5 protein-coding genes and 1 pseudogene are annotated in these 18,526 nt (G+C 41.8%); all 6 read left to right on the plus strand.

Going from position 1 to position 18,526, the window contains the following annotated elements:
• The first annotated feature begins 1 nt into the window (after position 1).
• The 6 genes and pseudogenes from HG267_RS27070 to HG267_RS27095 all read left to right on the plus strand — a co-directional run bounded on the left by HG267_RS27070 (position 2) and on the right by HG267_RS27095 (position 18,463).
• On the plus strand, positions 2–757 hold the full coding sequence (locus HG267_RS27070) for a DUF928 domain-containing protein (RefSeq protein WP_045872320.1): 756 nt from the start codon (positions 2–4) through the stop codon (positions 755–757).
• Between the two features lie 346 nt (positions 758–1,103).
• Complete coding sequence (locus HG267_RS27075) at positions 1,104–5,405, plus strand: filamentous hemagglutinin N-terminal domain-containing protein (RefSeq protein WP_045872321.1); 4,302 nt, start codon at positions 1,104–1,106, stop codon at positions 5,403–5,405.
• A 546-nt stretch (positions 5,406–5,951) separates the two neighbouring features.
• Positions 5,952–9,440: a filamentous hemagglutinin N-terminal domain-containing protein gene (locus HG267_RS27080; RefSeq protein WP_263419982.1), complete on the plus strand. Its 3,489-nt coding sequence runs from the start codon at positions 5,952–5,954 to the stop codon at positions 9,438–9,440.
• 258 nt (positions 9,441–9,698) lie between these two features.
• Positions 9,699–10,529 (plus strand): annotated as a pseudogene (locus HG267_RS42000) (filamentous hemagglutinin N-terminal domain-containing protein); the annotation flags it as partial.
• A 3,684-nt stretch (positions 10,530–14,213) separates the two neighbouring features.
• Positions 14,214–16,850 (plus strand): CHAT domain-containing protein, encoded by a 2,637-nt coding sequence (locus tag HG267_RS27090; RefSeq protein ID WP_045872323.1) that lies wholly within the window; start codon positions 14,214–14,216, stop codon positions 16,848–16,850.
• 674 nt (positions 16,851–17,524) lie between these two features.
• Positions 17,525–18,463, plus strand: coding sequence for a sensor histidine kinase (locus tag HG267_RS27095; protein WP_052335305.1), 939 nt, complete (start codon positions 17,525–17,527; stop codon positions 18,461–18,463).
• Positions 18,464–18,526 lie beyond the last annotated feature (63 nt).

The raw sequence follows: 18,526 nt of genomic DNA on the forward strand, positions 1-18,526 counted from the left end.
CATGTTTAAAATTGATCATCGCAAGTCACTTTTGGGCTTTGCACTCATCCCTTTAGCGATCGCTTCCGGTAGTATCGTCAGTGAAAACCTCGCCAACGCTCAAAATATTCGGCAAACACAACAAATCTTAGCGCAATCTGTAGATTGGGCAGGCTTATTTTGGCAACGTCGCCCCAAAAAACGCCTAGCCTCTAGAGGGGTAGTGCAACCAGTCTGTGCGATTTCCCCTGGTTTAGTAGACACATATAAATTGTGGAGCGATCGCCCTTTATTTTTATGGCACAGTCCTGGTAATAATCAAGATGCTCAAGTAGTTATCCGCGATTACGACTCTCAAGAAGTAGTTTGGCAAAAATCGGTCAAAATAGCCGACCAACAAGCCACCTACGATGCTGAAAAGCCTTTAGAACCAGGTAAATTCTACCAATGGCAACTATCCGGTAGTAATAATTGGACAACATTCCAAGTAATGGAAGCAAGCGATCGCCAAAAAATTCAAAGCGGATTGCAAGCATTAGAACAACAACTGAAATCGGATAAAGCTTCACCAGAAGAAATCGCTTTGAAAAAAGCTGATTTCTTTATCAACTATGAAATTCAACACACAACAGAAACAGGAACATTTCACCCTTGGTCTGATGCTTTCCAAATTCTTTACCAAGTAGAAAAACCCTCTGCATCTTTTGTAAAACAACGTACTGAATTTGTTGCTAATGTCTGTAAACCAGCATCAGCAGCGCGAAATCAAGCTAAATAATGCGTAATTCGTAATTCGTAATTTGTAATTTGTAATTCGTAATTTGTAATTAATTTTGGTGATATAGTTAAACCATATTTAATTACTAATTATAGTAATTACAAATATTTTCTCTTGAATCAAACCCGTTGTTAGGGCATAGCATTGCTGTGCCCTAATATGACCATGAATGTTTTACAAATTCCATAAAACTGAGTAATTAGGAATCATTGCTCCTATGACAGACTTTTGATTGTCTGAACCTGACATCAATAAATGTCAGCATTATAGGATATTTCTTGCTGCATTCCTACAAAAATTAAATTTTTTACAAGACGTTAATAAAATTTCTTTGAACCAAGTTTTTATGAACGCCAGACATCAAAAAAAATATGCATTTATCAAACGCATTCTTTTTTTCTGTCTTTTTCAATCTTGTTTCCATCTTTTTTCAGCAGCCACAGCCCAAATCACACCCGACAACACTTTAGGCGCAGAAAGTTCTCGCTTGACACCCAATATTCCCATTAATGGTATTAACTATGATTTTATCGATGGGGGAGCGCAACGAGGTGCTAATTTATTTCACAGTTTTAGCCAGTTTAATATTAATGATGGGCAACGAGTATATTTTATAAATCCATCTGGAGTAGGAAATATCCTGACGCGGGTGACTGGTGGAAGCGCTTCTAATATTTTCGGTACTTTGGGAGTTTTGGGTAATGCAAATCTGTTTCTCATCAACCCCAATGGTATTGTATTTGGGCAAAATGCCAGATTAGATGTGCGTGGTTCATTTGTGGCCACTACTGCTAACGGAGTAAGATTTGGCGAACAAGGAATATTTAGCGCCACTAACCCAGAAGCACCGCCACTGTTGAATGTTAATCCTTCGGCGTTATTTTTTAATCAACTCAACCAAGGGAAAATTACTGTTCAATCAAAGGCGAATGCAGGTATTAGTCCGACTGGTGGAATTGCCACAGGTTTAAGAGTCCCAAATGGTGAAAGTTTGCTGCTGGTTGGTGGAGATATCAACATTAATGGCGGAGAACTTAAGGCTTTTGGTGGAAATATTGAGTTAGCAGGATTGTCTGCACCAGGTGACGTGGGGCTGAATTTTGTAGACGATAACCTCAGCTTAACAATGCCGGCTGGTGTACAAAGAGCAGATGTATCTTTCACTAATGGCGCAGTAGCGAATGTCCGCAGTGATAATGGTGGCAATATCAAGATTCATGCTCGCAATGTAGAGTTAGCAGGAGAAAGTAAATTGCGGGCGGGGATAGATATCGGTTTGGGTACGCCAGACAGTCAAGGCGGAGATGTTGTGATTGATGCAACGGGAGTAACAACTCTTAAAGAAGGCAGTTTTATCGCCAATATTCTGCTAGAAGAAGCTTTTGGTAAAACGGGTGATATCAATATTAATACAGGTTCATTGATTTTTGATAATGGTCAATTAAATGTGGCCAGCGACGGACAAGGAAGCAGTGGAAATATTTTTTTGAAAGTAAAAAATGACATAAATCTCAGCAATATTAGTGTCATTTATGGTGGTATAGAAAATACTGCCATTGGTAATAGTGGCGACATTAAAATAGAAGCAGGTTCTTTATCACTGGCATCGTCTGAAATCAGAACTAAAGCTTTTGGTCAGGGAGATGCAGGAAATATTAGTATTAATGTGGGAGAAGTAATTAATTTAAATGTTGGAGTTGGTAATGATGAACCAGCACGAATTATTAGTAGTGTTGATTATGATGGTGTAGGCAAAGCTGGAGATATTCAAATCACCACAGGTTCTCTCGAGTTGAAGAATGGCACTTTTATTTCTAGTATCACTTTAGGTAAAGGAAATGCAGGAAATATTACAATTGATGCTCGTGATCGCATTACTTTTGAAAATGCTAGTTTTACCAGTAGTTCAACATCTCCAGAAGCAGTAGGTAACGGAGGAGAAATTCACATCACAACTAGAATACTTTCCTTGAGTGATGGCTCTCAAATAAGCAATGATATTTTCGGGCTGGGTGATACTGGTGATATTACAATTAATGCCCGTGAATCAGTTCAATTAGATGGTATAGTCGGTACGCTAATTACTGGTATTACCAGCCAATCAAGGTCAGCTAATGCAGGTAAAGGTGGCAACATTCAAGTCACAACTGATTCACTATCTTTAACTAATGGAGCAACCTTAAATACAACGACTGGTGGGCAAGGAAATGCAGGTGATATTATCGTTAACGCACAGGATAAAGTCACAGTTGATGGGTTTGGAAAAAGACTAGTTTTTGACTGCTCTGGTTCCGTAATTTGTCAAACAAGAGTGACTGAAAATGGAGAAATTATCCAAGAGGCTTGGCTACCTAGTAACATTAGTAGTTCTACTTTAAGTGAAACAGCTAATGGTGGTAATATTCGGATCAATACGAAAAATCTCTTCTTAAAAGATGCTGGCAGAATCAACGCTGATGCTATTAGCGGGAATGATGGAGGGAACATATTTGTCCAAGCATTAGATACAGTTTCTCTTTCTAGCCCAGAATTTAGTGCTTTCTCGTCACAAATTAGCAGCGGTTTCTTGGGAGACATTTTCGGTTCTACAGGTAAGGGCGGTAATATCAATATTCAAACAGGAAAATTCCTACTCAATAATTCAGCGTTACTCACTACCACTTTAGGTCAAGGAAACTCAGGCAATATTGTTGTTGATGTTCAAGATACTGCATCTCTAATTAACAGCAGAATCTTCAGTAATGTTGAAGATTCTGCTATAGGTAATGGTGGAAATATTGATATTAAAGTTAAGACGATTCTGCTAGATAACTCTCTATTATTTTCTCCTACAGGGGGAGTTGGTAATGCAGGCAAAATTTCAGTACAAGCAATAGATTCTCTTAATTTAATAAATAAAAGTTCTATTTTCAGCAGCATCTTATCTACAGCAGTCGGTAATGGTGGAGATATAAATATACTCACTGGAGCATTTTCTTTAGATACTGTTTCTACAATCGTTGCTGCCAATTTAGGCGGTCAAGGCTTGGCAGGTGATATCTCAATTAGCACAGAAAATAATATTGATTTTGCTGGAGAATCATCTATAGCTACATTGACATCAGGGCAAGGCAATGCAGGTAAAATTACTCTGCAAGCAGGTGGTAATATCTCTATTACTGGTGGAAGTGGCATTGTTGGGAGTGTAGATAAATTAGGAATTGGGAATGGTAGTGATATTGCTATCCAAGCTAAGAATTTCTCTTTAAATGATGGAGGGATTTTACAAACCAGAACTACAGGAAAAGGTAATGCTGGTAATATCTCTATTAAGACAATAGAAAACTTAAATATTGATAAAGGAATTTTGGCTACTACCACCAACGGTCAAGGAGATGCAGGTAAAATTGCACTGCAAGCAGGAGAAAATATTTACATATTGGGTAATGTAAATAGCTCAGATATTAGTTTAGGTAGCAGCCTATTTAGCGGTGTAGAAGTAAATGGAGTTGGTCAGGGTGGTGATATTGAAATTCAAGCTCTTAACCTATTTGCTGACGGTACAAAATTACTCGCTAATACAGTAGGTCAAGGAAAGTCAGGTAATATTCAAATCAATACTACTAATAATATTACTTTCAAGAATGGTGCTCAAGCAGTAACATCTACTAGTGGACAAGGAGATGCTGGAAATGTCAAAGTTACCGCAGGTGGTCAAGTGTTATTTGATGGTGTGGATGCCAATGGTTTGAAAAGTGGAATACAGAGTACTGTAGGGGAAGAAAACTTCTTTTTTGGTACAGGTAAAGGCGGAAATATTGATATAAATGCCCGTGATTTATTGATTACCAATAATGCCCAAGTAAGTTCTAGTAGCTTTGCTGAAGGCAACGCCGGAGACATTTTTATCAATTCTGATTTTGTTCAGCTTGATAATAATGGCAAGATTGCTGCTGTTACTAATTCCAAAGATGGCGGCAATATAAACTTCAACATCTCAGATTTTTTATTATTGCGTCGCAATAGTAGTATCTCCACCACCGCAGGTTTAGCCCAAGCTGGTGGTAATGGCGGTAACATCACCATCAATTCACCCTTCATTGTCTCTGTAGCTAATGAAAACAGCGACATCTCAGCCAATGCTTTTACTGGTAAAGGTGGTAATGTTAACATCACCACTCAGGCTATCTTTGGTATTGCAGCGCGTCCGCAACTGACAAATCAAAGTGATATCACTGCAAGTTCTGAATTAGGTGTACAGGGACAAATCATCTTCACTCAACCACAAGTTCAAACTCCACAAAAACTCATTGAACTACCAACAGGATTGGTTGATGCGACTACAAAATTTGCTCAAACTTGTCCTAGAGGGCCAAATGCAAAACCTTTGGGTAGCTTTGTCGTGACTGGACGCGGTAGTTTACCGCCCAATTCCTTTGAACCACTTTCAGGTACAACTAGCCTCAGTCCTTTAGCTAGTTTGGATGGGGAAAGTTTCAGCAATATATCGAATGTATCCCCAACAGCAAATCTGCCAGATACTTCGCGAATTATTGAGGCGCAAGGTTTAGTGAAAACTGCTGACGGTAATATTATGCTGGTTGCCGAAGCGCCAACAGCAACACCTGCTGGTGTTAGTAGTTCTGCTATGTGTCCGGTAATTCAGTGAACACAAGTTTTTTATTTAACGCAGAGGCACAGAGAGGAGTATGAGGAAGATTAAAAGGTTTGTGGTGTTGATGGCGATCGCAAAAACTAATACCAAATCAAATAATTTTTGCGATACATCAATAATATTCTAGAGGGCACGGCAGTGCCCATACGTGTCAACTTAAGCTTAAAGCGATATAGGGCGGGCGTTGTACAAATACCTCGCGCCCTCATCCCCTAACCCCTTCTCCCGCAGGAGAAGGGGAACTAAATCTCTTGCTCCCTTCTCCCTGCGGGAGAGGGGCTGGGGGTGAGGGCAAAAACCTTGCTACAAAGCGGGTTTCACGTTAAGTTGACACCAATGGGCAGTGCCTTGCCCCTACAATCTGTCGCATTTTCTTTGCAAATTGGTATAAGAATCTTCTACAAATTATTCTGACTCCTGCATAAGTTACACCTCCCCAGAAATACTTAAGTGTAAGTGCAATGCAACCTATAACGCTATCAATCAACGATGAATCAGATACAGAACTGGCTCCAACGTAATTGTGATCATAAGTTGCTAGTGAAACGACGTAGAATAAAGCGAGCTAAATGCGATCGCACTTCCTTTCAAGATGGCTTTTGGCGAATATTCTCAATGATTACTGTGCAACCACAGCTCATATTATGCAGCCTCATTCTACTGAGTAGCACCCCAGCCTACAGTCAAATTAACCCCGATAATACTTTAGGGGCAGAAAGTTCTCTTATTACACCAAATGTTCCGATTAATGGTGCAAACGCCGACAGAATTGATGGTGGCGCTGTACGTGGTAGTAATCTGTTTCATAGTTTTACTCAGTTTAATATTAATGATGGGCAAAGAGTGTATTTTGGCAACCCTGCAGGCGTACAAAATATTCTCACAAGGGTGACAGGTGGACAAGGCTCGAATATTTTGGGCACATTGGGAGTTAATGGTAATGCCAATTTATTTTTAATTAATCCCAATGGCATTGTATTTGGGCAAAATGCTCAGTTAAATATTCGGGGAGCATTTACAGCAACTACAGCCAATAGCTTAGTCTTTCCCAATGGAGTTGAATTTAGCGCCACCAATCCCCAAGCACCACCTTTATTAGCTATCAATGTTCCAATTGGTTTGCAGTTTGGTTCTCAACCTGCAAGTATTACTAATCAAGCTGTTAACGGTTTAGGTGTTATTGGAAGTACCCTAGCACTAGTAGGCGGTGAAATTATCTTGGATGGAGGTATATTATTTGCCTTCGATGGACAAGTGAAACTAGGATCTGTGGCGGGAAATACAACAGTTGGCTTGGATGTTAATGACTCATCCTTAAATTTCAACTACCCAGAAAATTTACAACGGGAATCCATCAACTTAAATAATCGTAGCTTCATCCTGGCAATTGGCAATAGTGAAAGTGAACTATTTGGAGGTGACATTAAGCTCAACAATTCGTTTATGTTTGGGAGCAATGGCGGCTCAATTGTGATTGATGCAACACAACTGAGTTTAGATCAAAAGTCTTCAATTCAGAGCGCTATTACTGGTGCAGCGAACGGGGGTGATATTCAAATTCAAGCCAGCGATGCAGTTACTCTTGCTAACGGTAGCTCGATTTTATCCACTAACAATCCTTCAGCTACGGGTACGGGTGGCGATGTTACTATCAATGCTGGAAAAATCACAATTACCGGAGATGGAATCTTACAAAATACCGGTCTTACCAGTTTTATCTCAGTAAATACCACTGGTGCAGGTAATGGAGGAAACCTGAACCTTAATGCTACTGAGTCTGTTAATGTCAATGGCGGTGCTGTCTCTGTTATATCTGCGGGTGTAGGTAAAGCGGGAAACTTCACTGTACGGTCAAAAGATGCTGTAAATATAACCGACAAAGCTATTTTAGGACTTTCTAGCTTGAGTTCAGGTTCAACAGGTAACCTGCGAATTGAAACTGGCACTTTGCGAGTTCAAAATACCTCCCCAGAAGGAGGAATCACAGCAAATACTAGTGCTGGAACGGTGGGTTCTATTTCTATTCAAGCTAGGAATGCAGTTGAGGTGACTAATGGCAGCATCCTTACAGGTGTTCAACCCGGAAGTACATCTCAAGCAAGCGTGGGGGATATTACCATTGAAACCCAACGAGTTAGTCTCAAAGATGGGGGCTATATTAGTACAAGCACTTTTAGCAGTGCGAATGCAGGTAACATTTTTATCCAAGCTGATGAGTCTGTAGAGATTGGTGGTGTTTCTGCAACATTTCTAAACTTGAGTGGTGTATCAAGTCAAACAGGTTTTGAGGCAAAGGGGAATGGAGGTAATGTCACGATACAAACACCCAGACTCAGCCTAACTCAAGGGGGAAATATCAGCACTGATTCTACAAGCAGTAGTAATCCTGGAGATATTACTATCCGCGCCAAGGATTTAGAACTAGATGGGTTTGTTTTCGTACCTCAGGAACAGTTGATAAGCCTAGATTACCCTACTGTGCAAGCAGTTTTGTCTAAGCCGTTAGCACAAGAAACTTTATCTCGCTTTGGTGGTTTCAGCTTTATCAGTAGAATCTCCTCTGAGGTTAACGGCAGTAATGTAGATGTAAATGGTGGCACGATAACTATTGATACAGAAAGGTTGCGGTTGAGTAATGGTGCAAACATATCGACTTCAGTACTTCTGGGAAGAGGACAAGGGGGTAATTTGCTGGTTCGTGCCACTGATGCTATTGATATTTCTGGGTTTGGCCCCCAAAGAATTGATAATTCTTTTGCGCCATCAGGTTTATTTGCCGACTTGCAAATTGGAGGCATTGGTTCTGGGGGAAACATTGATGTAACAACAGGACGCTTAAACCTCAGCAATCAAGGACAAATTTCTGCCACCACCTTTAATCAAGGTAATGCAGGAAAAATTACGATTAATGCCAAGCAAATTAATATGGGTGGAAGTAGCAACATTATCACTCAAGTAGATAATGTTGCTACAGGCGATGCTGGCAATATCAGCATCAAAACTCAACTATTAAATGTACAAGAACAATCGCAGATATCATCAGGAACTCAAGGAAATGGCAACGCGGGTAATTTAACAGTACAAGCTGATAATATTATCCTGACAGGTTCAGACAGCGAGTTGATAACTGGCTTAATCACATCCGTTGACGAAAGAGCTAATGGTAAAGGTGGTGAGATAGATATTACTACCAATCGCCTTGTTGTCCGTGATGATGCTGAAATTTTTTCCGGCAGTACAGGTAATGGTGATGCCGGAAATATGAGAATTAAGGCTAATCTTGTAGAAATTAATGGTCAAGGAAGTGCGATCGCATCTTTGACAAATGCAGGTAACGGTGGAGACATCATTCTCGAAATTGGTGATTTATTACTGTTGCGCCGTGGCGGTTTAATTTCTACCACCGCAGGTAGGGCACAGGCTGGTGGCAATGGCGGTAACATCAACATCAATTCACCTTTTATTGTGGCAATACCCAACGAGAACAGCGACATTAGCGCTAATGCCTTCACTGGTAAAGGTGGTAATGTTAGCCTCAGCACTCAGGCTATCTTTGGGATCGAACCCCGTCCGCAACTGACAAATCAAAGTGATATCACAGCAAGTTCGGAATTAGGCTTACAGGGACAAATCATCTTCACTCAACCACAAGTCCAACCGCCACAAAAACTCATCGAACTACCAACAGGATTAGTTGACGCTAGTACTAAATTTGCCCAAATTTGCCCCAACGGACGCAATGCAAAACCTTTGGGTAGCTTTGTTATTACTGGACGCGGTAGTTTACCGCCCAATTCCTTTGAACCATTAACAGGTACAACTAGCCTCAGTCCCTTAGCTAGTTTGGATGGGGAAAGTTTCAGCAATATATCGAATGCATCCCCAACAGCAAATCTGCCAGATACTTCGCGAATTATTGAGGCACAAGGTTTTGTGAAAACGGCTGACGGTAAGATTATGTTGGTTGCCCAAGCGCCAACAGCAACACCTGCGGCTACTAGTAGTTCTGCTGTATGTCCCGGATCTTAATCGCAGCGTTTGTTGTGCGATCGCAGAAACTAAGAATATTCTGCAAATTATTGTGACTACTGCATAAGTTACACCTCCTCAGAAATACTGATAGTGTGAGTTCTATGTAGCCTATAATCCCAGCAATCAGCAATGAATCAGATACAAAACTGGCTCCAAGGTAATTGTGATCCTAAGTTGCTAGTGAAACGACGTAGAATAAAGGGAGCTAAATGCGATCGCACTTCTTTTCAAAATGGTTTTTGGCGAATACTCGCAATGATAATTGGGCAACCAAAGCTCATATTATGCAGCTTCATCTTCTTCAGCAGCGCCCCAGCCTACAGTCAAATCAACCCCGATAATACTTTAGGCGCAGAAAGTTCTCGCATCACACCCAATGTTTTAATTAATGGTGCAAATGCAGACAAAATTGATGGCGGTGCTGTACGTGGTAGCAATCTGTTTCACAGTTTTAGCGAGTTTAATATTAATGATGGGCAACGAGTATATTTTGGCAACCCTGCAGGCGTGCAAAATATTCTCACGCGGGTGACGGGTGGACAAGCTTCAAATATTCTCGGCACATTGGGAGTAGATGGGATTGCCAATTTATTTTTAATTAATCCCAACGGCATTTTATTTGGTCAAAATGCGCGCTTAGATGTGCGCGGTTCGTTTGTGGGAACTACCGCCAATGCTGTGCAATTTGGCAATCAAGGAATTTTCAGCGCCACAAATCCCGAAGCACCACCTTTATTAACTGTTAATCCTTCCGCGTTGCTGTTTAATCAGATAAATCCCAAACCAATTACCAATCAATCCCAAGCCGCAGCGGGTATCAGTCCTGCGGGTGAAAATGTTACAGGATTAAGAGTCGCAGATAATCAGAATCTATTGCTAATTGGTGGAAATATCAACATTGATGGTGGGGGACTGCGGGCTTACGGTGGCAATATTGAATTAGCGGCTATGAATGCACCCGCAACAGTAGGATTGAATATTGCTGCTAATAATTTACCCAGTTTAGCGATACCCGATAGCGTAGAACGTGCAGATGTTTCTCTCAGCAATGGCGCAGAAGTCAACGTCCGGGGTGCCGATGGCGGGAACATCAAAATTAATGGGCGAAATGTAAACTTAACTGGGGACAGTAAACTGCGTGCCGGCATAGAAATCGGTTTAGGTACAGCAAATAGTCAAAGTGGAGATGTGGTAATTAATGCCACAGGGACAACAAATGTAACTGAGAAAAGCATTATCAGCAACTCTGTGCGCGAACGAGCATTTGGTAAGTCTGGTGATGTTAATATCACCACAGGTTTGTTGACCTTAGATAAAGAAGCAATAATTAATGTCAGCACTATTGGGCAAGGTGATGCAGGCAATATATTTATACAAGCATCTGATGCTGTAACTCTAGGTAGCGATACAGCTATTTATAGCAGCGTGGCGAGTGGAGGTGTAGGTAATGCTGGTAGTGTTCATATCAAAGCCAATTCCCTAACTCTCAGTGATGGTGCGACATTATCAACAGATGTCAGTGGAGTTTCTCAGGAATTTCCCGTTGGGCGAGGAAATGGAGGCAATATCAATATCAATGTTGCCTCACTTTTCCTAAATAACGGTGAACTTAGTGCAAGCACTTATGGACAAGGTAATGCTGGTAATATTTTAATCCAAGCAAAAGATAGTGTTTTACTTAAAAATGCTACTGGTATTTATAGTTCTGTAGAAACAGGTGCGGTGGGTAACGGCGGTAGCATAGATATTCAAGCTGGTTCGCTGTCGATAATTGAGGGTTCAGAAATCAACACCAGAACTCTGGGAGAAGGTAATGGCGGAAAAATCACCATCAATGCCCGTGATACGATTTCTTTAGATGGGTTTGGGAATGATAGCAATATATTTAGCCGCATTATTAGTGCTGTTAATCCTTCAGGTGTAGGAAATGCTAGAGACATTCAGCTAACAACTGGTAGTCTTTCAATGACAAGCGGTGCTTTGATCAGCGCTAGTACTTCAGGAAGAGGGAATGCGGGCAACATTATCATCGATGCTTTTGACACCATCAGCTTTGATACAAATGCTCGTGTTATGAGTAATGTTTTTACTGATGCAGTAGGTAACGGCGCAGATGTTCGAGTAAAAACCGGGTCACTTTTGTTCACGAATGGCAGTAACATATCTACTAATGTATTAGGCCAAGGCAACGCAGGTAATATTACAGTCGAAGCCCGTGATACTGTCAAACTTGATGGTGTAACAACTCGTGAAGTCAATGGTAATGTCTTTGATAGCACAAGTGGACTAAGTAGTAGTCTACTTACTGGAGGAGTTGGTAAAGCTGGAGATATTAGCGTCACAACTGGCTCACTTTTTGTTACTAATGGTGCGGATATATCTAGCAGTACAAGCGGCCAGGGGAATGCAGGTAACATTACCATCAACGCCCGCGATACGGTTACTTTTGCAGGTTTTGCTGGTGAAACTTCGATCTATAGTCAAGCCTCAAGCAATGTTGATTTGAGGGGTATTGGTAATGGCGGTGACATTCGCATTAGTGCAAATACGCAGTTGTTCCAAAACGGCGGTACTCTACAAGCTTTTAACGGTGGTGAAGGTAATGGAGGCAATATATTTCTTGAGGCTAAAAATAGCATAACTTTTGACGGTTTTGATGGTAACGGTTTAAACAGCGCTGCTGTTACTTATGCATATAATGGCGATGCTGGTGGTATTCAGGTAAAAACTGGAGCGCTGTTTTTAACCAATGGTGGTCGAATGTCCACCAGTATATTAGGAAAAGGACAGGCAGGTAATATTACCATAGAAGCCAGTGATACTGTTGAAGTTAATGGTTTCATTTCTAACGTTACTCTACCTAGTGGTACTGTTGTTGATATTGGTAGTGGCTTGCAAAGTAACTTATTTAGTGGTGAAGGCAAGGGCGGAGAGATTCAAATTACAACTGGTTCACTTGCAGTCACTAATGGTGGACAAATTTCTAGCAATACAGGTGGGAAAGGAGATGCAGGTGATATTACGATTAACGCTCGTGATACAGTAACGTTTGATGGTGTAAGCCGCAATGGTTTTATGAGTAACGCTGGTAGTGTAGTACTGTCTGATGCCATTGGTAATGGTGGTAATATTCAGGTCAATGCAAAGGCGTTATTGTTAAACAATGGTGGACAAATAGATACATTTAGTGCTGGACAAGGTAATGCTGGCAGCATCTTTATTAATACTCTTGATAGAGTTGTGATTGACAATGGCAGTAGTTTAAATTCTTATGCAACAGAAAGTGGTAATGGCGGCAAAATTCAAGTAAATACTGGAACATTTTCATTAACAAATGGTGGTACTTTTTTAACTGCTGCGCTTAGAAATGCAGGTAATATCACTATCAATGCTCATGATGCTGTTATTGTTGATGGTGTAGATAGAGATGGATTTTCCAGTAGTCTTTTGAGTATTCTATTTGATGGAGGTATTGGTAAGGCTGGAGACATAGAAGTAACAACTAACTCCTTGACAGCACGTAACGGTGGGATAATGATTGCCAGCAGTGTGGGTAATGGCAATGCAGGCAACATTACAATTAATGCTGTTGACAGTATTACCTTTGAGGGTGTTGGCAGCAATGGATTGCCCAGTGGAGTTTATACCACTCTCGAAAATCAAGGTGAGGGTAAGGGAGGTGAGATTAACCTCACAACTGGTTCGTTGTCTGTATTTGGTGGAGCAATTAGTAGTACTACCTCAGCCAAAGGCGATGCAGGTAATATTACCATTAAAGCCCGTGATACGATAATTCTCGATGGCGCGGGTCGTGGTAATATTCTTAACCTTGAGAATATCGAGCGTCGCAGTAGTTTAAGCGGTATCTTTAGTGCAGTCGGTATTGGTGCTACTGGTAATGCTGGAAATATTGATATCAAAGCTGGTAATGTCCGCATTTCCAATAAAGCAGGGATCACAGCTGCTACTTTGGCTGGTAACGGTGGCAATATAACTCTTGATATCCGTGATTTCTTACTTTTACGCAGCGGTGGTTTTGTAACAACTACAGCAGGCGTTCAACAAGCTGGTGGCGATGGCGGTAACATCACTATCAATTCACCCTTCATTGTCGCTTTACCTAATGAAAACAGCGATATCTCCGCCAATGCCTTTAGTGGTAAAGGTGGTAATGTTAACATCAATGTGCAAAATATTTTTGGAACTGAAGCACGTCCCCAGCAGACAAATCAAAGCGATATCACTGCAAGTTCTGAATTAGGCGTACAGGGACAAATCACTATTTCTCAGCCAGATATTCAACCGCCACAAAAACTGCTGGAACTGCCTACAGGATTAATTGACGCTACTACTCAATTTGCTCAAATTTGCCCTAGAGACTACAACGCAAAACCTTTGGGTAGCTTTGTCGTCACTGGACGCGGTAGTTTACCACCTAATGTTTTGCAACCACTGGCTTTGACAACTAGCCTCAGTCCTTTAGCTAGTTTGGATGGAGAAAATGCTGATATTAAATTACAGAGAATTGTAGAGACTGACGCAGAGAAGCGAGTCAAGGAAGATGGGGGGAATTCTTCACAAATTGTTGAGGCGCAAGGGTTAGTGAAAACGTCTGACGGTAATATTATGTTAGTTGCCGAAGCGCCAACAGCAACACCTGCTGCTACGAGTAGTTCTGCTATGTGTCCCAAATCTTAATCAACAAAATCTGCAGACTTCGAGGTAAATAGATTTTATTTCACGCAAAAGCGCAAAGGTGCAAAGAGGAGTATGAAAAGGATTAAAAGGTTTGTGGTGTTGATGGCGATCGCAGCTTTATTATCCATGTCATCGCCAGGGTTAGCGCAAGTGGCAAATATTGCTCAAGTTCCGAGTTTATCGGTGGAACAGCAGGCGCGAAATTCATACGCTAAAGGGCAATTTGCAGAGGCGGTACAGTTGTTTCAACAAGCAGCACAGGGTTATCAAGCGGCTAAAGATCCAATCCGTCAAGCTTTGAGTTTGAGTAATCTATCGCTGTGTTATCAACAGTTGGGACAGTGGGATGATGCGAACCGGGCAATTACTGAAAGTGTTGCTATTTTAAATACTATTAAAGAGATAAAAGCTGAGAAATCATTGGCTTTGGCTCAAGCTTTAGATATTCAAGGTGGGTTACAATTAGCACGCGGTCAAGCGGAAGCAGCTTTGAAATCTTGGGAAGGTGCAACATCTTTATATACTCAGTTGCAGAAACCAAGTAAGGTGCTGACAAGTCAAGTTAATCAAGCACAGGCTTTTCAAAATTTAGGTCTTTATAAAAAAGCAATTTCTCTACTGGAAACAGCTTTAAAGTTACCGCAGATTTCTAGTAGTAAAACTGAACAACTCAAACCAGCGATAGAAAAAGTAGCTGCAACACCAGAAACAGCAACGGCGTTAAGAACTTTGGGTGAGTCGTTGCGGGTGGTGGGGAATTTTGCTCCAGCTAATTTAATTTTGTCACGCAGTTTAGCGATCGCACAGCAGTTAAAGTTACCTGAAATCGTCACTCTCAACCAAATCAGCCTCGGTAATCTCACCCGCGCGCAAATCAGCTTGAATAAAGCGAACAAGACTGAGATTGATCCTCAGACTGCACTCAATTACTACCAACAAGCCGCCGCGTCTGGAATACCAGATTTAAGGGTGCAAGCGCAAGTTAACCAACTCAGCTTGTTAGTAGAGACAAAGCAGCCAGATGCAGCCACAGCCTTGTTACCACAGGTACAACAACAAATTGCAGTATTACCTGCTAGCCGGAGTGCGATCGCATCACGGGTAAATTTGGCGCAAACAATGATCCAAATGCAAAAGCAAGCGGTTGAGCAGATTGACTGGCAAGAAGTCGCTAAACTGCTGGCGATAGCGGTGCAACAAGCTAAAGATTTAGGCGATGTACGGATACAAGCTGATGCCATAGGTAGTTTAGGTCACGTTTACGAACAAACACAACTGTGGGCAGATGCAGAAAAATTAACTCAACAAGCAGTGCAATTAGGACAACAAATCAACGCTGGCGATATCGCCTACCGTTGGCAATGGCAATTAGGTAGAGTGTTGAAAGCTCAAGGAAAAACAGAAAGTGCGATCGCCGCTTATAAAGAAGCCGTCGGTACAATTAAATCTCTGCGTGCAGACTTAGCCGCCGCTAACCCTGATGTGCAATTTTCCTTCCGCGAAGCCGTTGAACCTATTCACCGTCAACTCGTCGCCTTACTTATAGAATCCAATCAAAAAGATAATTTAAAGACGGCGCGCGATGTCATTGAAGGATTGCAATTAGTCGAACTCGATAACTTCTTCCGCGAAGCTTGTCTGAATGGAAACCCTGCACAAATAGATCAAGTTGATAGAAAAGCCGCAGTCATTTACCCGATTATTCTAGAAAATCAACTCGCGATTATTGCCAGCTTACCCAACTCCCAAAACAAAGCCGAAACCAAAGATAGCCGCGATTTTCGCTACTATAAAACTCCTATCAGCCGCGACGAGATTGAGAAACGCGCATCTCGTCTCCGCAGAAGTCTAAACCAAGATACAGTACTTGACCTGACACTGCCGCAACTGCAAAAAATGTATGATTTAGTAGTTCGCCCAGAAGCAGAGGACTTAGCCGCAAGTCAGGTAGAGACATTGGTATTTGTCCTAGATGGAGTTTTGCGGAACATTCCCATAGCAGCACTGCATGATGGTAAACAGTATCTCGTAGAGAAATACAGCATAGCCCTCACACCAGGATTACAATTATTAGCACCGCGATCGCTAAAACAAGAACGCTTGGGAGCATTAGTAGGTGGACTGAGTGAAGCGCGTTCGGGATTTGAAGCCCTACCCAATGTTGAGCAAGAAGTCGAAAAAATCAAATCAGAACTACCTTCTGAAGTTCTGATTAACCAAAAATTTACTAGTTCCGCCTTTCAATCTCAAATTGCTGCTGTTTCCTTCCCCATTGTCCACTTAGCAACCCACGGGCAATTTAGTTCTCAAGCCGATGAAACCTTTATTCTCACCTGGGATGGCAGAATCAAAGTTAACGAACTCAGTGGTGTATTAAAAACAGTCGAAGTATCCCGCAGCAACTCCCTGGAACTCTTAGTACTCAGCGCTTGCGAAACTGCAGCCGGTGATGATCGTTCCGCCCTAGGATTAGCAGGCGTAGCCGTACGTTCCGGCGCACGCAGTACAGTAGCAACACTCTGGCGCGTTGACGATGAAGCCACAGCCAAACTCATGAGCAACTTTTACGATCAACTAGTCAAAGCCAAGGAAACAGGTATCTCCAAAGCCGAAGCCCTCCGACTTGCCCAACTTTCAATTTTAAAGAACCCAGACTATCAATCACCTTACTACTGGGGAGCCTTCGTATTGCTAGGAAATTGGACTTAGTTAGGGACTGGGGACTGGGGACTGGGGACTGGGGACTGGGGACTGGGGACTGGGGACTGGGGACTGGGGATTGGGGAACTCGGGGCCCCCTCTGGGGATAAGGGGTAATGGGGATTGAGGATTGGACTTATAGACTTCATTATCCATTTTGTGGGGTGGGCAACTTTTCCAACAACCTCTTAGTAAAGCTTTGCATCGCGTACATTAACAATGTGACCCCATACAATCGCAATGTATGTCGATACATTAACAATGTGACCCCATACAATCGCAATGTAAATCGATACATTAACAATGTGAACCTATACAATCGCAATGTAAATCGATACATTAACGATGTTACGCGATACAATCGCTATGTAAGTCGATACATTAACATTACAGGCTAATATTCCCGAATAAGGACGCAGGGGGCAGAGGAAGTAGGGGAAACAGGGGCGCAGGGAGCAGGGAGCAGAGGGAGAATAAATTACCAATTACCAATTACCAATTACCAATTACCCATTACCCATTACCCATTACCCATTACCCATTACTCATTACCCATTACTCATTACTCATTACTCATTACCCATTACTCATTACTCATTACCCTATCCCCCATCCCCAATATTGCATAAGTCTCCCCCACCCAGAACTATAAGAAATTAGCTGAAAGTTACGGAGGGATTACCTTGCTAGAAGATCTGTATACACCGGAACAACTCAGTCAGATGCATCAGCAGTTGTGGCAGTGCGTCTTAGAATTTGCTAATCTTTCAGCCGCGCAAGAACGTAACCGTATTGCGCGAGAATTACATGATTCTCTCGGACACGCCCTCACAGCGCTGAACATTCAACTACAAACAGCAAGTAAACTTTGCAAACCCGATCCCAATCAAGCGCAAGAGTTTCTAGATGAAGCACATAAATTAGTTGCGATCGCCACTCAAGAAGTCCGACAATCTGTGAAAGCTTTACGCAGCGATCCCTTGGCTGGTAAATCTCTCGAAACCCTGATTGAATCGTTAGTACGGGATTTTCATCTAACCACGGGGATTGTACCGGAAGTTGAGATGAATTTAGCGATCGCTTTATTACCTCAGTTTACTGCTCCCCTTTATCGCATTATCCAAGAAGCACTCAATAATATTCGTAAATACGCTCAAGCAACGGCAGTACAAATTCATCTTTCCACAACAGCAAATGGAGTTTATTTAACTATTCAAGATAACGGCCGGGGATTTGATGCCCAAAAAGTAGCCAATGGTTATGGACTGCGGGGAATGCAAGAACGCATCGCCGTTTTACAAGGACATTTTCAATTAGTATCGCAGCCTGGAGCAGGTTGTTGCATAACTGTTGAAATCCCTATGCAAATATATAATATTCACGAAATAACTAATAACTTAGGTGCAATTCGGGAACTACCCCAACTCCCCCAAATGCCTCATCAATTAGATGAAATACCCGAAATACCTCAAATACCTCAAATACAAGAACTATCAAACATATCACTAATACCTGAAATATCCATTTCCCTAGAATCAAAGCCCATACTTCAATACCAGCAAGTAACAATTGGTGAATGGCAACCGCTCAATTTACATGAATGGTTAGAAGATAGAGGGTAGCGAGTGGGGATTGGGGACTGGGGATTGGGGATTGGGAGAAATCTCTATTACCAATGACAAATG

The sequence above is a fragment of the Tolypothrix sp. PCC 7601 genome (assembly GCF_025677855.1).
Lineage (GTDB): Bacteria > Cyanobacteriota > Cyanobacteriia > Cyanobacteriales > Nostocaceae > Aulosira > Aulosira diplosiphon.